Origin of the sequence: Streptomyces sp. NBC_00207 (genome assembly GCF_045160965.1) — a bacterium.
In the GTDB taxonomy this organism is placed as follows: Bacteria; Actinomycetota; Actinomycetes; order Streptomycetales; family Streptomycetaceae; genus Streptomyces.
This window is the reverse complement of sequence record NZ_CP130715.1, coordinates 4,350,362-4,370,811: the sequence shown is the minus strand read 5'-3', so window position 1 is coordinate 4,370,811 and position 20,450 is coordinate 4,350,362. Positions and strand designations below refer to the sequence as shown.

Genomic DNA, 20,450 nt, shown 5'->3' with positions numbered 1-20,450 from the left:
AGGATGGACTTCAGCTTCGGGGCCGAGGACGAGGAGCTTCGCGGGCACGCCCGGGCGTGGCTGACGGAGCACCTCGTGGGCCCGTACGCGCAGGTCGTCGGCCTCGGCGGACCGGGCAGCGAGCACGAGGGGGTCGAGGCCCGGCGCGCGTGGGAGCGCGAGCTGGGCGGCGGCGGCTGGATCGGGCAGGGCTGGGAGGCCCCGGCCGGGGCGTACGGGCAGCGGCGGCTCTCGCTGACCGGCCAGGTGGTGTGGGCCGAGGAGTACGCGGCGCTGCGCGCGCCCGGCCGGGTCGGCCACATCGGGGAGAACCTCCTCGCGCCCACGCTGATCGCGTACGGCAGCCAGGAGCAGCGGGACCGCTTCCTGCCCGGGATCGCGCGGGGCGAGGAGCTGTGGTGCCAGGGCTACAGCGAGCCGGGGGCAGGCTCCGACCTCGCGGGGATCCGCACGGCCGCGGTACGGGACCGGGCCGACGGGCTGTACCGGGTCACCGGGCAGAAGATCTGGACCTCCCTGGCCCGGGACGCCGACTGGTGCTTCGTCCTGGCCCGTACCGAGCCCGGATCGCGGCGCCACCGGGGGCTGTCGTTCCTGCTCGTACGGATGGACCAGCCGGGGCGCGTCGAGGTCCGGCCGATCCGGCAGATGTCGGGGACCTCCGAGTTCAACGAGGTGTTCTTCGACGGTGCGGTGGCGGCGGAGGCCGTCGGCGGGGAGGGCGACGGCTGGACCGTGGCCATGGGCCTGCTCGCCCTGGAACGCGGGGTCTCGACGCTGGTGCAGCAGATCGGCTTCGCGGCGGAACTGGAGCGGGTGCTGGCGGCGTACGCGGCGGGACCGGGCCAGGGCCGGGGCCCGGTCCCGGGCATCGCCCCGCCCGATGCCCCCGCTTCGGCCTCCGCCGCCGCGGATCCCGTCCTGCGGGACCGGCTCGTGCGGCAGTGGGCCGAACTGCGCACCATGCGGTGGAACGCCCTGCGCACGCTGGGCGGCGCCACCGACGACGCGGGCGCGCCCAGCGTGGCCAAACTGCTGTGGGGCGGCTGGCACCGGCGGCTCGGGGAACTGGCGGTGGAGGTGCGCGGCGCGGCGGCCACCGCCGGTCCGGCGGCCTGGGCGCCCGGGCTCCCGTACGAACTCGGACTCGACGAGGAACAGCGGCTCTTCCTGTTCACCCGTGCCGACACCATCTACGGCGGCTCGGACGAGATCCAGCGGAACATCATCGCCGAGCGCGTGCTCGGCCTGCCTAAGGAGTCCAGGTGAGAGGCGTCGTATTCGACGGCAAGCAGGCCCAGGTGGTCGACGACCTGGAGATCCGGGACCCGGGGCCGGGGGAGGTGCTCGTCGCGATCGGGGCGGCCGGGCTGTGCCACAGCGACCTGTCGGTCATCGACGGGACGATCCCGTTCCCGCCGCCGGTGGTGCTGGGGCACGAGGGTGCGGGCATCGTGGAGGCCGTGGGCGCGGGGGTCACCCACGTGGCGCCGGGCGATCACGTGTCGCTGTCCACCCTGGCCAACTGCGGGGCGTGCGCCGACTGCGACCGGGGCCGGCCGACGATGTGCCGCAAGGCGATCGGGATGCCCGGGCAGCCGTTCTCGCGGGGCGGGAAGCCGCTGTTCCAGTTCGCCTCCAACTCCGCCTTCGCGGAACGCACCCTCGTCGAGGCCGTCCAGGCCGTGAAGATCCCCGCCGACATCCCGCTGACCTCGGCGGCGCTCATCGGCTGCGGGGTCCTCACGGGGGTGGGCGCGGTGCTGAACCGGGCCCGCGTCGACCGCGGCGAGTCGGTGGTCGTCATCGGCACCGGCGGCATCGGGCTGAACGTGCTCCAGGGAGCCCGGATAGCGGGGGCCACCACGATCGTCGCGGTGGACGCGAACCCGGCGAAGGAGGCGGTGGCCCGGCAGTTCGGGGCCACGCACTTCATCGACGCCTCCGCGGTGGCCGACTCCTCGGCGGCGGTGCGCGAGATCCTGCCGACCGGCGCCGACCACGCCTTCGAGTGCGTGGGCAACGTCAGGCTGATCCGCCAGGCCGTGGACCTCCTCGACCGGCACGGTCAGGCGATCCTGCTCGGCGTGCCCGGATTCACGGAGGAGGCGTCCTTCCTCGTCTCCTCCATGTACCTGGACAAGACGATCATGGGTTGCCGGTACGGGTCCTCGCGCCCGCAGCGCGACATCGCCCTGTACGCCGAGCTCTACCGGCAGGGCAGGCTGCTGCTGGACGAACTGGTGACGGAGGTCTACCCGGTGGAGGACTTCGCCAAGGCCGTCGACGACGCCCACCACGGGCGGGTGGCGCGCGGGGTGCTCACCTTCTGACACGGGGTGCCGCAGCCCAAGGACGGCCGGGGATCCCCCGGCCGCCCTTCGGTGCGATCATCCGCTCGTCGGTCCGCCTCGCCTACGATCACCCCTCATGTCCACTCTGATCGTGACCGTCGGGCTGGCCTTCCTCGGCTACCTGGTGACCTACGCCAACGGGTTGCGCCTCGCGCAGCGGCAGGCCCGACTGGCGCGGGTGAACCAGCAGTTGAGCGAGTTCTACGGGCCGCTCTTCGCGCTGATGGAGACCAACAGCCGTACGTACGACACCTTCTCGCAGCGCTACGCCCGCCCGGACGGCCGCGACCCCTTCCACCACGAGGTGCCGCCCACCGACGAGGAGCTCGCCCAGTGGCGCACCTGGGCGACCACCGTCTTCATCCCGAACATCCAGGCCATGCGGGACGTGGTGATCCGCAAGGGCGACCTGCTGATCGAGGAGGAGATGCCGCAGGTGCTGCTCGTGCTCTGCGCGCACGTCTCGGGGTACGAGATCACCGCCGCGCGGTGGGCGGCGGGCGACCACGAGGAGCACCTGTCGCTCATCCCGTTCCCGGGCCGCGAGATGCGCGAGTACACCCGGGACCGGTTCGCCCGGCTCAAGGCCGAGCAGTCCCGGCTGCTGGGGCACCGCCGGCGGCGGGTCAGTCGCTGAAGCGGCCGAAGCGGCCCTTGTGGAAGAGGAGCGGTTCGCCCTCGCCGGCCGCGCCCATGGCCTCGACCCGGCCCACCACGATGAGGTGGTCCCCGCCGGTGTGCACGGCGTGGATCCGGCAGTCGATCCAGGCGGGCACGGCGTCGAGCTGCGGTGATCCGGTGACGGGGGCGGGGGTGTGGCTCACCCCGGCGAACTTGTCCGCGCCGCTGACGGCGAAGGACCGGCACAGCTCGCCCTGCTCGGCTCCGAGGATGTTGACGCAGAACACCCCGGCGCGCGCGATCCGCGGCCAGGTGGTCGACGTACGGGCCACCATGAAGGTGACCAGGGGCGGGTCGAGGGACAGCGAGGCGAAGGACTGGCAGGCGAAGCCGGCCGGGCCCTCCTCGTCCTCGCCGGGCGGCGCGGTGATGACGGTGACCCCGCTGGCGAAGTTCCCGAGCACGGCCCGGAACTCGGCGGGACTGACCGGCGCGCGCTCGTCCTCGCCGACGGCCCGCAGATCGGGGCGCGGCAGGGCGTCGACGGGCTCGGGTTCCCGCTCCGTCGCGGCGGAGGTGGGGGCGCCGACTGACCTGAGGTATCGGACGACGGTGGCCGCCATCCCTGCATGTCCCATCACACCCATGATTGAAGCTGACGGTTCGTCAGATAGGAAGGGGTGGGCGTGGAGTGCGTGGGCGGACCGCGCTGACCTGGGGCCTTCGCGCAGGGTTCCGGCGGCCTTCCGCGATCCGGCCAAATGGCCTGAACTCCCTTGTGAGGAAGGCGACATGGGTCGGTGAACAGGCCCGAGCGGGCCGTGTGTATGGTCATCGCCAACGACAAAGACGTCGGGGGCTGGGGTGGTCATGGGCAACGGTTTTCGCTACCGGGCCGAACGGATCTCACTGGGTGCGATGGCATCCGCGGGCATCCTGGTCCTGCTCGCCGACGTCCTCGGGTGGCTCGACAAAATGGCCCCCGGAGGCACGCTCCCGAAGATCACGCTGCTCATCCTGAGCACGGTCACCCTCTTCCTCCTGATGGAGTTCGACCGCCTCAAGGTGCTCGACAGCATCAACGCGCAGATCTCCGGCCTCACCCTGGACGGCCTGACGGGCGAGCTCCGGCGCCAGCACTACCTCGGCGTGACGAGGGTCCACCCGGAATTCCCGACCGCGGAGTTCAAACGGCTCGTGGGCGGCGCCCGGCGCGAGGTGGCCATCCTGCAGACCTGGATCCCCAACCTCGACGGTCTCGAGACGGAGCTGGAGAAGGCCGTCACCGAGCGGAACGTCGAGGTGCGGATCCTGCTGGTGCACCCGAAGTCCGCCGTGGTGGACCTGCGCGACCAGGCGCTGCGCAACACGAGCAGCTCGGTGTCCGTGGACGCGAGCCTCGACATCCTCCACCGGCTCCACGCCCGCCTTCCGCGGGAACTCCGCGACAAGCTCAAGGTGCAGGTCTACAACTCCCTGCCGTCGATCGCCGTCTACAAGGCCGACGAGCACTATCTGGTCAGCTCCTTCCTGCACGGGCAGCTCGCCATCGAGTCCACCCAGATCGAGATAGACGGGTGCGACTCCGTCATGGGCCGGCAGGTTCAGAAAGAGCTGGACACCTTGTGGGACATCGGTCGCGTGGTGGACCTGCGCGACCCGGCGAGATCCATCGACATCAGCTAGCGATCCCGGAGAAGGGCTACGACCGTGTGGGAACTGGACAGGTTCGAGGACGAACTGATCGAGCAGTACAGGCGGCATCCGGTGCTCGCGAACATCGAGCGGCTCCCGGAGGAGCGGTTCGCCGAGATCCTGCTCCAGAGGCGCTTCCTGTCGCTCGCCTTCACCCCCGCCTACGACCTGGCGATCGACCTCCTGCAGGACGAGGTGGGGCTGCGGACCGCCCGGATCATCCTGCGCGAGGAGTACCCGGACGCCCGCGGGAACACGAAGTCGCACCGCGAGGACATGACGGACGACATGTTCCAGCTCGGGATCTCCCGGACGGCCCTCGTCCGTTCGCGGCCGACGGCGGCGACGAAACAGGCCATCGAGGACACCTTCGCCCTCATCGCCGACGCCGGCGAGCACGACCGCGCCGACCTCGTGCTGTTGACGATCCTGCGCTTCTGGGGCGAGATCCTCGTCTCCGTCGAGTACGGACGGCTGTGGGAGCGAATGGAGCCCCTGCTGGTGCGCGAAGACGAGAACCGCTCGCGCTTCTACTACCCGCACCACTATCACGATGCCAAGAAGCACTCGCTGGAGACCGTGAACATGCTGGCCACCAGCCACTCCGACCGGCTGGGCAACCGGCTGCGGGAGCTGATCGGCGACGGCGAAGGAACCGCCGAGTGCTTCAAGGAGGCGGAGCGGCGCTCGCTGCGGCTCAAGGTGAGCTTCTACGACCAGTTCCTGCCGGCGCTGGAGCGCGTCGGGAGCTGACGCGGGGGCCCGCGACGAGGCACGGGTCGCCCCTTGTTCCCCCACACGGGTGAACCGTGCCGCCTCCGCGGGTCCGTACGCCGGGGCCGGGGTGGAGGCTCGGCATCGTGGCAGCGACCTCGTACCGCCGCCGTACTCCCGGGAGGACCCCCATGCTCGGCACCGACTTCAGCACCGGATCACCCAACTGGCTCGACCTCGGCAGCCCCGACACGGCGGCGGCCGCCGCCTTCTACGGAACCGTCTTCGGCTGGGACTTCGCCTCCGCCGGGCCCGAAGCGGGCGGCTACGGCTTCTTCCAGGTGGACGGGAAGACCGTCGCCGCGCTCGGGCCGCTCACCGAGGAAGGGGCGACGTCCGCCTGGATGCACCACTTCATGACCCCCGACATCGAGGCCACCGCCGCCGCGGTCCGCGACGGCGGCGGCACGGTCCGGATGGAGCCCGGGGACGTCATGGGGGAGGGCAAGCTCGCGCACTTCACCGACCCGCAGGGCGCCGAGTTCGCCTGCTGGCAGCCTGGGAACACCGCCGGTTTCGAGGTGGCCTCCGCCGAGAACACGCTGGTGTGGGCGGAGCTCCACGTGCCGGACCCGGTCGCCGACATCGGCTTCTACGCCGGCCTGTTCGGGTGGCGGTACGCCGAGATGGAGGTGCCCGGGATGACGTACCGCGTCCTCAGCACCGCAGACGGGGACCAGGAGGACGCCTCCTTCGGCGGGGTCGCGCCGCTGGGCGAAGGCGCGGGCGGCGGGGAGGAGAAGGCGCGCTGGGTGCCGTACTTCCACGTGGCGGACGTCGACGACACCATCGCGAAGGCGGAGAAGAACGGCGGGTCGGTGCTCATGCCGGCGGCGGACGTACCGGACGTCGGGCGCCTCGCGTGGCTGGCGGACCCCTTCGGCGCGGTGTTCGCGCTGCTCAAGCCGAACCCCCGGACGTAGCTCACCGGCCCAGGTACTTGGGCGTGCGGCGCTCCACGAAGCTCGCCACGCCCTCGTTCGCGTCGGCGGTGGTCATGTTGATCTCCTGAGCGGTGGCCTCGGCGGCCAGGGCGGCCGCCCGGTCACCGTCCAGCGAGGCGTTGACCAGCTGCTTCGTCAAGGCGAGGGCCCGGGTCGGGCCCTGCGCGAGCCGTTCGGCCCAGGCGCGGGCCGTCTCCTCCAGCTCCCCGGCCGGCACCACCTTGTTGACCAGGCCGAGGCGCTCCGCGTCGGCCGCCGGGAGGGCGTCGCCGAAGAACATCAGCTCCTTGGCCTTCTGCGGCCCGACGAGCCGGGGCAGCAGGTACGCGCCGCCGCCGTCGGGGACCAGACCGCGGCGGACGAACACCTCGATGAAGCGGGCCGGTTCGGCGGCGATGACGAGGTCGCAGGCGAGGGCCAGGTGGGCGCCGATGCCGGCGGCCGTGCCGTTGACGGCGGCGAGGACGGGCTTCTCGCAGTCCAGCACCGCGGTGATCAGGCGCTGCGCGCCGAGGCGGATCATGCGGGCCACGTCGCCGGCGACCCTCTCGCCCGCCGGGGCGCCGCCGCCGCGGAGGTCCGCGCCCGCGCAGAAGCCCTTGCCGGTGGCGGTCAGGACGACGGCGCGGACCGCGGGGTCGGCGGAGGCGTCGGCGAGCAGCGCGATGACGCGTTCGCGCTGGTCCCAGGTGACCGCGTTCATCGCCTCGGGGCGGTTGAGGGTGATCCACGAGACGTTGTTCTCGGTGCGGTGGAGGACTTCGTCCTCGGGGGCGGCGGTCATTGCGGGGCTCCCGTTCGGGGTGGGCGGAGTGGTCGGGTGCGGCGCCGTTGCGGGGGCTCCGCCCCCGGACCCCCGCGCCTCAAACGCCGGCGGGGCTGGATTTGGCCGGCGTCAGCCTGCAAGCACGAGCGGGGCTGGGTATTTCAGCCCCTCCGGCGTTTGAGGAGCGGGGTCCGGGGCGGAGCCCCGGGAAACGGAGAAACCGCCCCCACCGGGGTCAGCGGCAGATGGCGAGGGCGTCCAGCGCCACCGCCCCCTGGCCGCGGGGGAGGACCATCAGGGGGTTGATGTCCAGCTCGGACAGCTCGTCGCCGAGTTCCAGTGCCATCCGCTGGATCCGCAGGACGACCTCCACCAGGGCGTCCACATCGGCCGGGGGCGCCCCCCGTACGCCCTCCAGCAGCGCGTGCCCCCGCAGTTCCGTGAGCATCGCGCGGGCCTGGTCCTCGCCGAAGGGCGGGACGCGGACCGCCGCGTCGTGGAGGACCTCGACCAGGACCCCGCCGAGCCCCACCGTGACCGTCGGGCCGAAGAGGTCGTCCTGGGTGACGCCGACGACCATCTCCACCCCCCGTTCCACCATCTGGCAGACCAGGATCCCGTCGAGCGGCACGTTCTCGTAGCGCGCGATGTCGGTCAGCTCCCGGTACGCGTCGCGGATCTGGCTCGCCGAGGTCAGGCCGATCTTCACCAGGCCGAGTTCCGTCTTGTGGCCCAGCTGCGGGCCCGAGGCCTTCATCACCACCGGGTAGCCGACCAGGCCGGCCGCCCGGACGGCCGCCGCCGCGCTCGTCACCAGCTGCTCGCGGGGGACCCGTATGCCGTAGGCGCGCAGGAGCTGTTTCGCCGCGTGCTCGCTGAGCTGCTGACCGGGCCGCATGAGGGCCTGCGCCTTGCGGTACGAGGGCGAGGGCGTGCGCGGTGCGTCCTCGAAGGGGGAGCGGTAGCCGGCGGTGAAGCGGTGGTGGCCGAGGTAGGCGCGGACGGCGGTGATGCAGTTGCCGAAGGTACGGAAGGTGGCCACGCGGGAGGAGCCGAGGAGGGTGGTGCGGTAGGCGTCCTCGGTGCCGACGGGGGAGCCCCAGATCACGCAGATCAGCTTGTCCGAGGCCTCGGCCGCGTCCACCAGGTCCTGGGCGAGCCTGTCGCTCATCGGGGGGAAGGGGCCGGTGATGGGACAGATCAGCACGCCCACCGCCGGGTCGGCCAGGATCGCGTCGATGATCTTGCGGCCGCGCCAGTCGCCGACCGGGTGGCCGCCGTTGTCGACGGGGTTGGCGACGTTCAGGTACGCCGGGATCCACTGGTGGAGCTCGTCCTGCTTGGCCTGCGAGAGGGTGGGCAGGGTCAGGCCCGCCTCCGTCGCCAGGTCGGAGAAGTGGGCTCCGGTGCCGCCGGAGATGGAGTAGACGACCACCCCGTCGGCCTTCGGCTTGCGGGCCCGGGCGAGCAGGGCGGCGGTGTCCTGGAGTTCGTCCAGGCCGTCGACGCGGATCACGCCGAACTGGCGCATGGCGGCGTCCACGACGGTGTCGGCGCCGGTCAGTTTCCCGGTGTGGGAGGCGGCCATGCGGGCGCCGGTCTCGGTGCGGCCGACCTTGACGGCGACGACGGGGACGCCGTTGCGTGCGGCCCGGTCGGCGGCGAGGAGGAAGGACCGGCCGTCCTTGAGGCCCTCGACGTAGCAGGCGATGGCTCCCACTTCGGGCTGCTCGGCGAAGTAGGAGATGAAGTCGGAGGTCTCCAGGTCGGCCTCGTTGCCGGTCGGCGCCCAGTGGGAGAGCCGGATGCCCAGTTCCTGGAGGCTGTAGACGGGCCGGCCCTGGTGGCCGGACTGGGTGATCAGGGCGATGGCCGGGCCGTCGAGGTCGTCGCGGAACTCCTCGAAGGCGTTCAGGTTGGTGTTGGGGCCGAGGAGGCGCAGGCCGGAGCGCTGGACGGCGGCGCCGAGCCGGTCCTGGGCGGCGGCGCCCGCGTCGCCGGTCTCGGCGAAGCCGGAGGCGAAGGCCACGGCGAACTTCACCTTGGTCTCGGCGAGTTCCTCGATGACGGGGAGCGGGTCGGCGACGAGGAGGACGGCGAGGTCCACCTGTTCGGGCAGGTCGGCCACGGAGGCGTGGCAGGCCAGCCCGAAGACGGTGGGGCGGGTGGGGTGCACGGGGTGGATCCGGGCGCCGACGCGTTCCGCCCAGGCGATGAGCTGGCGGGTGATGCCGGTGTTCGGTCTGCCCTCGGCGTCGGAGGCGCCGATGACGGCCACGGACTCGGGCCGGAAGAACCGGTCGAGGTCGGGCACGTCGGCGTGCAGCGGCCGGCCGCTGACGTCCACGGCGACCGCGTCGTCGGCGGAGGGGGCCGCCGATGAGTGGACGGCCGTCCTGGGGGTCTCCCCGCAGGCCTCGACACGTGCGCGGAAGTCGGTGGTGAGGGTGCCGTGAGTAGATCCAAGCATCGTTCCGCCCGCTCCTGCTCGATGAACCTTGATGGAACTGGAACTCAATAACTGACGTGTAGTCAGATTACTGAACTGACGTGCCGTCAGGAACAGGGCTGCGCAGGAAAGCTGGTGGAGGTGATGTGGTGAACGGTGTCAGATCTCCGCGGGGTCGGTCCAGAGCGCGGTTCGGCCAACGGCGTCCTGCTCGGCGCCCGCCTCCCGCGGGGCCTCCTCCGGGCGGCGCAGGACCGTGAAGGCGATGGCCAGGGCGGCGACGAGGAGGGCCGCCCCGACCGCGAAGGCCAGGTGGTAGCCGCCGGTCAGGGCCTCGGAGGCCGGGCGTCCCGCCTCGGTGAGGGATTCGGTGCGGGAGGCCGCCAGGGTGGAGAGGACCGCGATGCCGAGGGCCATGCCGATCTGCTGGGTGGTGTTGAAGAGCCCGGAGGCCAGGCCCGCGTCCTCCTCCTTCGCGCCGGACATGCCCAGCGAGGTCAGGGCGGGCAGGGCGAGGCCGAAGCCGGCGGCCAGGAGCATCACGGGGAGCAGGTCGGTGAGGTAGTCCGCCTGCTCGGGGCGGCCGGGCACGCGGGTCAGCAGGCCGAGTACGCCGACCAGGAGCACCAGACCCGCCAGCAGGACGGCGCGCTCGCCGAACCGGGCATTGAGACGGGCCGAGACGGTCAGGGAGACGAGGCCGATGACGGCCGCGGCCGGCAGCATCGCGAGACCCGTCTCGGCGGCGCCGTAGCCGAGGACGTTCTGCATGTAGAGGGCGACGAGGATCTGGAAGGAGAAGAGGGCGGCGACCATCAGCATCTGGACCAGGTTGGCGCCGGAGACGCTGCGCGAGCGGAGGATCCGCAGGGGCATGAGCGGGTTCGCGGCGGTGGCCTGGCGCAGCAGGAAGCCGGCGAGCAGGGCGAGCGCGAGGGCGCCGAAGCCGAGGGTGTGGGCCGAGGCCGCCCCGTACTCCTCGATCGTGACGACCGTGTAGATGCCGAGCATCAGGCCGGAGGTGACGAGCAGTGCGCCGAGGATGTCCGCGCCGGCCTTCAGGCCGAGGCCGCGGTCGCCGGGCAGGGCGGACAGGGCGAGGAGGGCGGTCCCGATGCCGATGGGCAGGTTGATGAAGAAGATCCAGTTCCAGGTGAGCGCGTCGGTGAGCACGCCGCCGAGGACCTGCCCGATCGAGGCGCCGGCCGCGCCGGTGAAGCTGAACACGGCGATGGCCTTGGCCCGTTCACGCGGCTCGGTGAAGAGCGTGACCAGGATGCCGAGGCTGACGGCGGAGGCCGTCGCGCTGCCGGCGCCCTGGAGGAAGCGGGCGGCGATCAGGAGGCCGGGGGAGGTGGCGACGCCGGCGAGGAGCGAGGCCGCGGTGAAGACCCCGGTACCCGCGAGGAACATCCGCTTGCGGCCGATCAGGTCGCCGAGGCGGCCGGCCAGGAGCAGCAGCGAACCGAAGGCGATGAGGTAGGCGTTGACGACCCAGCTCAGGCCGGCCGGGGTGAAGCCCAGGTCGCTCTGGATGGCCGGCATGGCGACGGTCACGATGCTGCCGTCGAGGACCGTCATCAGCATGCCGGTGGCCAGGACGCCGAGGGCGAGCTGGCGGGAGCGTGAGCCCGGGGCGGTGGGTGCGGGTGTGGCGGTGGTGGAGGGCATTGCGGTCTCTCCTGTCGTCGGGAGGCAACAGGAACGACCGTAGCAGATAGTTTTGTTGCAGACTATCTTTTACGGATCGAGATGCAGGGGGGTTGTGGCGTCAGCCCTTCTGGCGCGCCCGCCGGGCCGGCCGCGGACCCTCCTCGGGTGTCTGCAGATGCCCCGTGACCAGGCGGTTCAGTGCGCGGAGCAGTACCTCGCGCTCGTCGTCCGGCAGGGCGCCGAGGGCGCTCCCGTGCACCCGGTCGACGATCTTCTGGCTCTCCTTCGCGACCTTCGCGCCCTCCTCGGTCACCGCGATGATCCGCGCCCGCCGGTCCGTGCTGGACGGCCTGCGCTCGGCCAGGCCGGCCTTCTCCAGTGCGTCCACCGTCACCACCATCGTGGTCTTGTCCATGTCCCCGATCTCGGCGAGCTGCGCCTGGGTGCGCTCCTCCTCGAGGGCGTGGACGAGCACGCAGTGCATCCGCGGGGTGAGCCCGATCTCGCCGAGCTGCGCGCTCATCCGGGTCCGCAGCACGTGACTGGTGTGATCCAGGAGGAACGACAGGTCCGGTTCGGTGCGGGTGCGCGTCATGGCGGTCATGTCCGCCAGGGTAGCGAAAGTCGATCCGTCGCGGATTATCGGCAAACGGACGACTGGCTCTACCGGGACGGAGTCCCCGCCGGGACCGGGGGCGGGGCCGCGCCGGCCCGGACCGGTTCTACCGGGACCGCGTCTGCCGGGCCACGGCCTTGGCGATCTTCTCCGCGTCCATGGCCATCTCCCGGAACATCCCGCTGATGGGATTGGTGAAGCCGGTGAAGTACAGCCCGCGGGCCTGCTGTGAGGTGCGGGCGCCGTGCGTACGGGGCCGCCCCCGCTCGTCAAGGACCCCGAGGTCGCCGACCAGCCCCTCCAGGGCGCGCCGGTAGCCGGTGGCCGCGATCACCGCGTCCGGGGTGATCCGCGAACCGTCCGCGAGCACCACCTCGGCGCCGTCGAAGGACTCCACGGCGGCCACCGGCTCCACCGCGCCGCGGCGCACCGCGTCGATCAGGCCGACGTCCTGGAGCGGGATCGCCCCCTCCTTGACCCGGCTGTACAGGCCGGTGGCGGGGCGCGGAAGCCCGTACGCCGACAGGTCCGGGACCGAGGCCCTGGTGACGATCCGGCCCAGGCCGTCCACGAGCCGCACGGGCAGCCGGCGGACGAGGATCCCGCTGCGCTGGGCCGGCCAGCCGGCGGTGGAGCGGCGCATGATGTGCGGGGCGGTGCGCACGGCGAGCCGCACCCGCGCCGCCCCGCCCTCGACGAGGTCGACGGCTATCTCGGCGCCGGTGTTGCCGACGCCGACGACGAGGACGTCCTGGCCGGCGTACGGCTCGGGGTTGCGGTAGTCGGCGGCGTGCAGCAGTCGGCCGCCGTACGTGTCCAGGCCGGGCCAGTCGGGGATGGCCGGAGTGTGGTTGTACCCGGTGGCGACGACGACGGCCGCGGCGGTCAGCACCCGCCCGCCGCTGGCGTGCAGGGTCCAGCCGTCCTCGCCTTCGGGGGCGGGCTCGATCCGGGTCACCTCGACGCCGGTCACGAGCTCCAGCTCGTGGAACTCGGCGTACTTCTCCAGGTAGCGCACGACGTTGTTACGGGAGACCCAGCGCCCGAAGCGGCGCGGCATCGGCAGGCCCGGGAGGGCGGAGAGCCGGCGCGTGGTGTGCAGGCGCAGCCGGTCGTAGTGCCGGCGCCAGGACGAACCGACCGCGTCGGACTTCTCGACGACCACCGCGCGGACTCCGCGGGCGCGCAGCGCGGCGGCCACGGCGAGGCCGCCGGGGCCGGCCCCGATGACGTACACGGGGCGGGGCTGGGTGGTCATGTCGGGTGCTGCGGGGACTCCAGGCATGAGGTGTGATCGTATCGCCACGCTGGGTTGATGGGTCTCGGACAAGGAGGGAATCGATTGCGGATCGGTCACGGGCGGGGCGGCGGGCCGCGCGTCCTCCCCGGTGGCAGGGTGAAACCCCCGCTTCCGGAGAGTCTGGAGTGACCGATGTGGCGACCCGACGGCTGGGACGTGCGCGTCCGCCTGGGTGTCCTCACCCCGCACGCCGATGTCGGACCCGAGTCGGAACTGCGCGCCATGGCCCCGGCGGACGTGGGCCTGCACGCCGCGCGGGTGCCGTTCGGCGCGATGGGCCGCGGCGGTGCGATGGATCCGACCATCGCGCTGGCTCCGGTACGGGCCTTCGCCGAGCCGCCGCACGTCGACGAGGCCGCCGAGCTGCTGGCGGCGGCGCCGGTGGCGGCGATCGGCTTCGCCTTCACCAGCTCCGCGTACGCGATCGGGGCGCAGGGCGAGGCGCGGATGCTGGCCCGCCTCTCGGCGCGCGCCCACGGGCTGCCGGTCGTCGCCCCGTGCGCCGCGACGGCCGAGGCACTGCGGATCCTGGGCGCCGGCCGGATCTGCCTGGTGGATCCGCCGTGGTTCGACACCGCCCTGAACGATCTGGGCCGCACCTACTACGAGGACGCCGGCTTCGCGGTGGTGCGCGCGGCCCCGTGCGCCCTGCCCAGCGACCAGAGCCGCATCCGGCCCGAAGCCCTGCTGGACCGGGTGGTGTCCTTCGCGCCGGACGAGGCGGAGGCCGTGGTCATCGGCGGCAACGGCTTCCGTGCGGTCGGTGTGATCGAGGCCCTGGAGGCGGCCCTCGGCCGTCCCGTCCTCACCGCGAACCAGGTCCTGCTGTGGGCCGCCCTGCGCGCGGCGGGCGCCGCCACCGACGGGATCGCGGGATACGGGAGGCTCTTCGCCAACCCGTAGCCGGCCGGGGCCTTGCGGGATCGCCCCGCATCCGCTGAACTGACGTACCGTCAGATCAGTGATGAGAGGGGTGGGGGCTGCCGATGCAGACCATCTGGCTCAGTGGGGCCGAATGGCTCGCCGTGCTCCGGATAGGCCTCGGCCTGTGGTGGCTGGAGAGCTGGCGGCACAAGGACAAGAAGGGCTGGTTCGAACGCGGCACCGGCATCGCGTGGGCCGCCGACGTCGCGAACAAGCACCGCTGGACCTTCGTCAAGGGCGGCTTCGAACTGGTCGTCGCGCCGCGCCCGAAGGCGATGGCGTACATCGTCGTCTACGCGGAACTCGCGCTCGGGCTGGGCCTGGTGCTCGGCTTCCTGACCCCGGTCGCCCTGGTCGGCGGGCTGCTGCTGAACCTGCTCTACCTGGTGCTGATGATCCACGACTGGGCCGAGCAGGGCCAGAACGCGATGATGGCGCTCATCTCGCTCGTCGCGCTCCTCGCCATGTCCTGGCAGACCTGGTCCCTCGACGCGGCGATCGGACTCTTCCTGTGAGCGGCGGCACGGCGCGCTACGACCTCCCGGAGACCGACGACTTCACCCGCACCTACTGGGACGCGGCGGCGGAAGGCCGGCTCCTGCTGCGCCGCTGCGGGGACTGCGGGCGGGCGCACCACTACCCGCGCGAGTTCTGCCCGTACTGCTGGGCCGGCGAGGACCGCGTGACGTGGGAGCCGACGAGCGGCCGGGCGACCCTCTACACCTGGTCGGTGATCCACCGCAACGACCTCCCGCCCTTCGGCACGCGCGTCCCGTACACGGCGGCCGTGGTCGACCTGGCGGAAGGCCCGCGGATGATGACCGAGGTGGTGTCCTGCGAGGCGGCGGACCTGCGCATCGGCATGCCCCTGACGGTCACCTTCCGCGAGGCGGCGGACGGGGTGTGGGTGGCGGTCTTCCGGCCGGATCAGGGCCAGAGCAGCTCGCGGACCCAGGAGCTGCCTGCGTCGGTGCCGGTTCCGGTGTCGGCGCCGGTGCCTGCGTCGGTGCCTGCGTCGGTGGTGCGGCGGTAGCGCAGGCGGATGTGGCGGCGGGCGGGGTCGCCCTGGAAGAACTCCACCTCGTCGGCGTCCAGTACGTACCGCGTCCAGGTCGGAGCCGGTGCGTCCGGCTCGGCCCCGGCCCGTTCCCAGGCCTGCTCCGAGGCCCGGACCAGGTCCTCGGCCGACTCCAGCACCTCGCTCTGGCGCCCGGTGAGCGCGGCGGCGAGCGCCCCGCGCGAGCGGACCGCCAGGTCCGCGCGGCTCTCCTCGGGCCCGCAGGCGGTGACCCGGCCGCGGATCCGGATCTGCCGGGCCACGGTCGGCCAGTAGAACCCGAGCGCCGCCCGCGGCCGCGCGGCCAGCTGCACCCCCTTGGCGCTGGTGGCATGCGAGGCGAAGTGCCAGCCCCGCGCGTCGGCGTCGTGCAGCATCAGCGTCCGCACATCGGGCCGCCCCGCGCCGTCCACCGTCGCCAGGCTCATCGTGTGCGGCTCCAACTGCCCGGCCCGGGCGGCGTGCACGAACCACTCCCGGAACAGCGGGAGCGGCTCGGCGGGCGCGGCCCCGGTGTCGAAGCCGGGAAGCGGGGAGTCCCACACGCGCAGGGAGTGCAGGGTGGCGTGGAAGTCGTCGTCACGTGCGGTCTCGCTGGTCATGGCGTGAGCCTAGTGCTGTGGCCGGCGAGGCTCAGGGGGCCGGGCACACGGGGCCGACGGAACGGCCGGCGAGGTACGCTTCCCGCTCCTCCTGGGTGAAGCCACGACGGTCGACGGCCTGACAGATCTTTTGGATTTCCTCGCGGGGCGGGAGCGGTGTGGCATCCCACAGCCGCACGGTGTTGTCGTCGCTGCCGGTGGCGAGGGTCTTCCTGTCAGGGCTGAACGCCACCGAATACACCAGTCCGGTGTGGCCGGTCAGGGTGGTGCGGGTGGTGCGGGTGTCCAGATCCCACAGCCGCACGGTGCTGTCGCCGCTGCCGGTGGCGAGGGTCTTCCTGTCAGGGCTGAACGCCACCGAAAACACCACTCCGGTGTGGCCGGTCAGGGTGGTGTGGGTGGTGCGGGTGGTACGGATGTCCAGGTTCCACAGCCGCACGGTGTGGTCGGCGCTGCCGGTGGCGAGGGTCTTGCCGTCAGGGCTGAAGGGCACTGCATTCACCGCTCGGTTGTGGCCTTTCAGGACGGCTCGGGGCGCTCCGGGGTCGACGGTCCAGAGCCTGACCTCATGGTCCAGGGCGCCACTGGCGAGGGTCTTGCCGTCAGGGCTGAAAGCCAATTGCTGCACGGTGTCGCTGTGACCTTTCAGGGTAGCGCGGCTCGTTCGCTTGGCCACGTTCCACAGACGCACGGTGTGGTCGTCGCTGCCGGTGGCGAGGGTCTTGCCATCGGGGCTGAACGCGACGGAGTTAACCGAGCTGGTGTGTCCTTTCAAAGGAGGGAAACTCGTGCGGGCGTCCACGTCCCACAGTCGCGCGGTGTGGTCGTCGCTGCCGGTGGCGAGGGTCTTGCCATCGGGGCTGAACGCGACGGAGTGAACCCAGCTGGTGTGTCCTTTCAGAGGAGGGAGAGCCGTGCGGGTGTCCAGGTCCCACAGTCGCACGGTGTTGTCGGCGCTGCCGGTGGCGAGGGTCTTGCCATCGGGGCTGAACGCGACGGAGTTAACCGAGCCGGTGTGTCCGATCAGGGTGGTGAGATTCTTACCGGTGTCCACCTTCCACAGTCGCGCGGTCTTGTCCTCGCTGCCGGTGGCCAGCGTCTTCCCATCAGGACTGAACGCCATCCCGAACACGGTGTCCGTGTGGCCGTTCAGGACGGTATGGCTCGTTCCGGTGGCTACGTCCGACAACAACACGCTGGTGTCGTCGCTGCCGGTGGCGAGGGTGTTTCCATCAGGGCTGAACGCGACCGAGGTCACCATATCGGCGTGGCCGGTCAAGGTGGTGCGGGTCGTGCGTGCGGCTACGTCCCACAGCCGCACAGTGTGGTCGGCGCTGCCGGTGGCGAGCGTTTTCCCATCCGGGCTGAAGGCCACCGCATACACCCGCGCGGTGTGGCCACCCAGAGTGGCTCGCGTGGCGCGGGTGTCCACGTTCCACAGTCGCGCGGTGTTGTCCTCACCACCGGTGGCGAGGGTTTTGCCGTCCGGGCTGAACGCCACCCACCATATCCAGCCCCTGTGGCCGGTCAGAGTGGCGCGCGGTGCACCGGTGTCCGCATTCCACAGTCGCGCGGTGTTGTCCTCGCCGCCGGTGGCGAGGGTTTTGCCGTCCGGGCTGAACGCCACCGAGTCGACCGGCTCGGTATGGCCTTTCAAGGTGGTGAGGATCGTGCCGTTATGGACGTCCCACACTGTGGTGTCTGTGCTGCTGGCAGCGAGCCTTTTGCCGTCCGGGCTGAACGCCACGGCGTACACGGGCCCTGTGGCGCCTTTCAGGGTGCTGTGGATCGTGCCGGTGTCCGTGTTCCAAAGGATCACGGAGGTGGTGCCGTCGGCGGTGGCAAACGTCTTCCCATCAGGACTGAAGGCGACTTTCCACACTGTGTTGGTGAGGACGAAGCGCCGTTTCAGCGGAAGTGCTGCCGCGTTTGCCAGGCTCTCCTTGGACTCGGGAGTTTGGCTGGTCGTGAAGGCCTGGACGGCCAGGAGCGCGGCGAGGTCGGGGTTCGCACGGGTGAGCCTGTTCGACTGGAGGGCGAGTTCGCGGGAGAGGGACTCCTGCCGCCCGGCGACGGCCACCTTTCGTTGAGATTCCGCTTCCTGTCGTTGGGATTCCACTTCCTGCGCTTGGAGAAAGACTCCTACCACCGCGGCCAGCGCGAGGACGAGCAGCGCCGCCAGAATGGCGTTCAGGCGCCTGCTGCGCCGGATGGCGCTCTGCTGGTGGTGCTTGCTGGCGTTCACGAAGCCGGCGATGTCGCTCGGCAGACGGCGTTGTTCGGACCACTCCAGGCCTTCCGCGAGGGCGGTACCTCCGAGCAGGTCGCCCGGGTCGTTGCCTTCCTCGTAGCGGACGTGACGGATGCGGAGCTGGTCGAGCCACTTGTGGAAGCGGTGATCCTGGCTGACCCATTCGCGCAGCGTGCCCCAGTCGCGGATGAGGGCGTCATGGATCAGTTCGGCCACCGGCAGCTCGGGAGGGGTGTTGTGGTGGGGGGAGATCCGGGGCGTGTGGGTGGTGATGATGCGATGACGCGTGAGGGCGGCGAGGACCTCGTCGATCTCCTTCTTCTTGTGGTTCGCCCCGCCGGGTTCCGGGCCGGTCCCCCCGCCCGCATCCCCGCCGGCCGGGTCCACAGCGTTGGCCAGGTCGCGTAGTTCCTTCAGTGAGACCTGGGCACGGACGGCGGGGATGTTGCGTTCGGGGTCGGCGGGACGCACCAGGGAAGTCAGGATGCGCCGGGCGACGGGGAGGTGCTCAGAGGGCAGCTGTTCCAGGGCCGTGTCGCACCATGTGGTCAGGCTGCCGGTGACGCCGCCGATACGGCGGTAGGCGTCGTGGGTCAGGTAGCCGTCGTGACGACGCTGCCAGAGCTGGCTGAGGGCCAGTTCCAGGAGCGGGAGCACCGTGACGGGGGCACGGCGGGTCGTGGTTCCCTCGGGATTGGGATTGGTGGCCAGGACATCGCTGACGATCTGTTCCGGCAGCCCGCGCTCGAAGTGGGCGCCCGCGTTCTGGGCGGGCCGGGTGATGATGGCGTACAGGTCTTCCTCGCTCAAGGTGCCCGGGATGTTGAGGAGCCCTGGCATCGCGGCTTCCAGCAGCTTGGGGGCCAGGGCCGCCTGCTGCGGGTAGAAGTCGTCGCGCATGATCAGGAGCACGCTCACCCGGGCGTGTGATCTGACCGCGATGGTGATCTGCTCCGTGGCGGCCAAGCGGCGTTTGCGCTGCCGCCCGGTGGAGGGCTGGGTGAGCAGTTCCTCGAACTGGTCGACGATCAGCACGAGGCGCTGACGGCCCGGTTCGAGGGCGAGCCTGTGACTGACCGCGGCGACGATCCCGTCGCTCTCCACCCCGGGCAGCCCACCGCGTTCGAGTTCGTTCAGCAGGTCCTGCCTCGGCCGCACGAGCACCGGCAGCCACGTGTCGCTGCCCGGCAGCCCGCCGGCGGCCAGGGCGGGCAGGACGCCGGCCTGGACCAGGGAGGACTTGCCCGAGCCGGAGGGTCCCAGGAGCAGGGTGACGCGGTGGTCGGCCAGGCTCGCCAGCACCTGCCGTACCGCGTCAGTGCGGCCCTCGAACCACTGGGCCTCGTCCGCGGTGAACGAGTCCAGTCCCCGGTAGGGGCACACGTCCTGCTCGGTCAGGTCGGGCCAGGCTTCCCGGAGTACCTCGGTGGGGGTGACGTAGGCGATGCCCTGGCCCCGTTCGTGGTCGTCGGGGGCGGTGATCTCGGTGAGCATGCCGATGACGAGGCCGGTGACCTCGTCCACGACCGGGCCTCCGCTGAATCCGGTGGTCAGGTCGTTGGCGGCGGTCAGCTGGAGGTACAGGCCCCTGTTCTCGGAGGCGGGAATCAGGTCGCCGGCCACACCGAAGCCGAAGTGGCCGCCGGCCGGGGCCTGGGCGGGGAAACCGAACGAACGCACCTGGTGGCCCCGGGAGCCCGACGCAGAGCCCAGGGGCAGCCCGCCTACGCCGGCCGCCGGAGTACCGCTCGTACCGCTGAGGCGTACGACGGCCACGTCGTCGTCCTCGGGGTCCCGCCACGGTGCGTCCAGGACCAGCCCCTCGGCGCGGGGTACGCCCTCCACGTGGGGGAAGTCCACGCGCACGGTCCCGCCGGGACCGCTCTCGGCGGCGCGTACGACGTGGGCGCAGGTGACCAGGATGTTCTCGGCGACGAGGAAACCCGCCCCGGCCACCTGGTCGTCCGGTCCTACGATCTGGGCCACGGCGGGGAGGAGTTCCGAGGTTCCGTCGCCGGTCGGCCCGGCGGTGGAGTTCACGTGCCTGGCCCGTCGTTCTTCCAGGTCATGGTCACCTTCAGATGGCAGTCGACGCTGCTGCGGGTGATGACGACCCCGGCCTCGACCGCGAGGTTGACCCCGAACTCGACCGAGATCGCGTCGGGGCCCGCCTTGCGCAGCTCGTCGAGTACGGCACGGGCGGCGTCGGCGACCGATCCCATGGCCTCCTGCAGATTTCCCGGCAGTTCGTGGATGGCATCGCCGATGCGACCCGCCTTCACCGGGCCGTCGGCCGCCTTGGCCTCGACGAGGATGGAGCCGCCGCCTTCCAGGGGGATCCGGGCGAGTTGCGTCATGACTTCTCCTTCGCTCGCCGTACGCCGGGGCCCTCGGGATACGGCATCCGCGAAAGGCCGGCGCGCGGACGGCGCGACGGGCGGCAC

General features: G+C 71.6%; 18 protein-coding genes. 9 read left to right on the top strand and 9 right to left on the bottom strand.

Translation table 11 applies throughout. From position 1 onward, the window contains the following. Positions 1-3 precede the first annotated feature (3 nt). The 3 genes from OG472_RS20600 (at position 4) to OG472_RS20590 (ending at position 2,991) form a co-directional block, all read left to right on the top strand. Positions 4-1,269, top strand: coding sequence for an acyl-CoA dehydrogenase family protein (locus OG472_RS20600; protein ID WP_405830665.1), 1,266 nt, complete (start codon positions 4-6; stop codon positions 1,267-1,269). Continuing rightward, positions 1,266-2,333, top strand: a complete 1,068-nt coding sequence (locus tag OG472_RS20595) for a Zn-dependent alcohol dehydrogenase (protein WP_405941862.1) — start codon at positions 1,266-1,268, stop codon at positions 2,331-2,333. The genes OG472_RS20600 and OG472_RS20595 overlap by 4 nt, the downstream gene beginning before the upstream one ends. 97 nt (positions 2,334-2,430) lie before the next feature. Continuing rightward, the gene (locus tag OG472_RS20590; RefSeq protein ID WP_383571361.1) at positions 2,431-2,991 is read left to right on the top strand and encodes a hypothetical protein; all 561 of its coding nucleotides are present in this window, start codon (positions 2,431-2,433) and stop codon (positions 2,989-2,991) included. Here OG472_RS20590 and OG472_RS20585 read toward each other — a convergent pair. Continuing rightward, a complete protein-coding gene (locus tag OG472_RS20585) occupies positions 2,981-3,598 on the bottom strand; it encodes a flavin reductase family protein (protein WP_401608854.1) in 618 nt (205 codons plus the stop codon). The genes OG472_RS20590 and OG472_RS20585 overlap by 11 nt on opposite strands. A gap of 247 nt (positions 3,599-3,845) precedes the next feature. Between OG472_RS20585 and OG472_RS20580 the strand changes: the two genes are divergently transcribed. The 3 genes from OG472_RS20580 (at position 3,846) to OG472_RS20570 (ending at position 6,367) form a co-directional block, all read left to right on the top strand. Further along, positions 3,846-4,661, top strand: a complete 816-nt coding sequence (locus tag OG472_RS20580; RefSeq protein ID WP_401608294.1) for a hypothetical protein — start codon at positions 3,846-3,848, stop codon at positions 4,659-4,661. A gap of 24 nt (positions 4,662-4,685) precedes the next feature. Beyond that, entirely contained in the window at positions 4,686-5,423 is a 738-nt protein-coding gene (locus tag OG472_RS20575; protein ID WP_401608295.1) for a hypothetical protein, read from the top strand. A 152-nt stretch (positions 5,424-5,575) separates the two neighbouring features. Continuing rightward, positions 5,576-6,367 (top strand): VOC family protein, encoded by a 792-nt coding sequence (locus tag OG472_RS20570; protein WP_401608298.1) that lies wholly within the window; start codon positions 5,576-5,578, stop codon positions 6,365-6,367. 1 nt (position 6,368) lies between these two features. Here the strand turns inward: OG472_RS20570 and OG472_RS20565 are convergent, their stop codons facing one another. From OG472_RS20565 to OG472_RS20545, 5 genes are all read right to left on the bottom strand, one after another. Then, complete coding sequence (locus OG472_RS20565) at positions 6,369-7,172, bottom strand: enoyl-CoA hydratase/isomerase family protein (RefSeq protein ID WP_401608299.1); 804 nt, start codon at positions 7,170-7,172, stop codon at positions 6,369-6,371. A gap of 217 nt (positions 7,173-7,389) precedes the next feature. Continuing rightward, complete coding sequence (locus OG472_RS20560) at positions 7,390-9,624, bottom strand: acetate--CoA ligase family protein (RefSeq protein WP_405941861.1); 2,235 nt, start codon at positions 9,622-9,624, stop codon at positions 7,390-7,392. A 138-nt stretch (positions 9,625-9,762) separates the two neighbouring features. After that, the gene (locus OG472_RS20555; protein ID WP_405941860.1) at positions 9,763-11,274 is read right to left on the bottom strand and encodes an MFS transporter; all 1,512 of its coding nucleotides are present in this window, start codon (positions 11,272-11,274) and stop codon (positions 9,763-9,765) included. A gap of 100 nt (positions 11,275-11,374) precedes the next feature. Next, on the bottom strand, positions 11,375-11,860 hold the full coding sequence (locus OG472_RS20550; protein WP_401608306.1) for a MarR family winged helix-turn-helix transcriptional regulator: 486 nt from the start codon (positions 11,858-11,860) through the stop codon (positions 11,375-11,377). Between the two features lie 118 nt (positions 11,861-11,978). Continuing rightward, positions 11,979-13,157, bottom strand: a complete 1,179-nt coding sequence (locus OG472_RS20545) for a flavin-containing monooxygenase (RefSeq protein WP_405941859.1) — start codon at positions 13,155-13,157, stop codon at positions 11,979-11,981. A 147-nt stretch (positions 13,158-13,304) separates the two neighbouring features. Between OG472_RS20545 and OG472_RS20540 the strand changes: the two genes are divergently transcribed. The 3 genes from OG472_RS20540 (at position 13,305) to OG472_RS20530 (ending at position 15,129) form a co-directional block, all read left to right on the top strand. Then, on the top strand, positions 13,305-14,075 hold the full coding sequence (locus tag OG472_RS20540; RefSeq protein WP_405830654.1) for a maleate cis-trans isomerase: 771 nt from the start codon (positions 13,305-13,307) through the stop codon (positions 14,073-14,075). 83 nt (positions 14,076-14,158) lie between these two features. After that, positions 14,159-14,611, top strand: a complete 453-nt coding sequence (locus OG472_RS20535; RefSeq protein ID WP_319726867.1) for a DoxX family protein — start codon at positions 14,159-14,161, stop codon at positions 14,609-14,611. Continuing rightward, the gene (locus tag OG472_RS20530) at positions 14,608-15,129 is read left to right on the top strand and encodes a Zn-ribbon domain-containing OB-fold protein (protein WP_405941858.1); all 522 of its coding nucleotides are present in this window, start codon (positions 14,608-14,610) and stop codon (positions 15,127-15,129) included. Before OG472_RS20535 ends, OG472_RS20530 begins: the two co-directional genes overlap by 4 nt. On the opposite strand, the gene OG472_RS20525 is transcribed toward OG472_RS20530, so the two are convergent. From OG472_RS20525 to OG472_RS20515, 3 genes are read right to left on the bottom strand one after another with little or no spacing between them, the layout of a single operon-like run. After that, positions 15,024-15,755: a pyridoxal 5'-phosphate synthase gene (locus tag OG472_RS20525; protein WP_405941857.1), complete on the bottom strand. Its 732-nt coding sequence runs from the start codon at positions 15,753-15,755 to the stop codon at positions 15,024-15,026. The two genes, OG472_RS20530 and OG472_RS20525, sit on opposite strands and share 106 nt — an antisense overlap. Positions 15,756-15,786: 31 nt before the next feature. Then, positions 15,787-20,046 carry a trypsin-like peptidase domain-containing protein gene (locus OG472_RS20520; RefSeq protein WP_405941856.1) on the bottom strand — a complete coding sequence of 1,420 codons (4,260 nt, stop codon included), beginning with the start codon at positions 20,044-20,046 and terminating at the stop codon, positions 15,787-15,789. Then, positions 20,043-20,363, bottom strand: a complete 321-nt coding sequence (locus OG472_RS20515; protein ID WP_405941855.1) for a CU044_2847 family protein — start codon at positions 20,361-20,363, stop codon at positions 20,043-20,045. Before OG472_RS20515 ends, OG472_RS20520 begins: the two co-directional genes overlap by 4 nt. Positions 20,364-20,450: the final 87 nt, after the last annotated feature.

Bases quoted from the DNA above. Each gene is read 5' to 3' on its own strand.
- OG472_RS20570 (WP_401608298.1), top strand. From the start codon at position 5,576: ATGCTCGGCACCGACTTCAGCACCGGATCACCCAACTGGCTCGACCTC.
- OG472_RS20560 (WP_405941861.1), bottom strand. From the start codon at position 9,624: ATGCTTGGATCTACTCACGGCACCCTCACCACCGACTTCCGCGCACGT.
- OG472_RS20555 (WP_405941860.1), bottom strand. From the start codon at position 11,274: ATGCCCTCCACCACCGCCACACCCGCACCCACCGCCCCGGGCTCACGC.
- OG472_RS20540 (WP_405830654.1), top strand. From the start codon at position 13,305: ATGTGGCGACCCGACGGCTGGGACGTGCGCGTCCGCCTGGGTGTCCTC.
- OG472_RS20550 (WP_401608306.1), bottom strand. From the start codon at position 11,860: ATGACCGCCATGACGCGCACCCGCACCGAACCGGACCTGTCGTTCCTC.
- OG472_RS20565 (WP_401608299.1), bottom strand. From the start codon at position 7,172: ATGACCGCCGCCCCCGAGGACGAAGTCCTCCACCGCACCGAGAACAAC.
- OG472_RS20590 (WP_383571361.1), top strand. From the start codon at position 2,431: ATGTCCACTCTGATCGTGACCGTCGGGCTGGCCTTCCTCGGCTACCTG.
- OG472_RS20545 (WP_405941859.1), bottom strand. From the start codon at position 13,157: ATGCCTGGAGTCCCCGCAGCACCCGACATGACCACCCAGCCCCGCCCC.
- OG472_RS20600 (WP_405830665.1), top strand. From the start codon at position 4: ATGGACTTCAGCTTCGGGGCCGAGGACGAGGAGCTTCGCGGGCACGCC.
- OG472_RS20525 (WP_405941857.1), bottom strand. From the start codon at position 15,755: ATGACCAGCGAGACCGCACGTGACGACGACTTCCACGCCACCCTGCAC.
- OG472_RS20535 (WP_319726867.1), top strand. From the start codon at position 14,159: ATGCAGACCATCTGGCTCAGTGGGGCCGAATGGCTCGCCGTGCTCCGG.
- OG472_RS20585 (WP_401608854.1), bottom strand. From the start codon at position 3,598: ATGGCGGCCACCGTCGTCCGATACCTCAGGTCAGTCGGCGCCCCCACC.
- OG472_RS20515 (WP_405941855.1), bottom strand. From the start codon at position 20,363: ATGACGCAACTCGCCCGGATCCCCCTGGAAGGCGGCGGCTCCATCCTC.
- OG472_RS20580 (WP_401608294.1), top strand. From the start codon at position 3,846: ATGGGCAACGGTTTTCGCTACCGGGCCGAACGGATCTCACTGGGTGCG.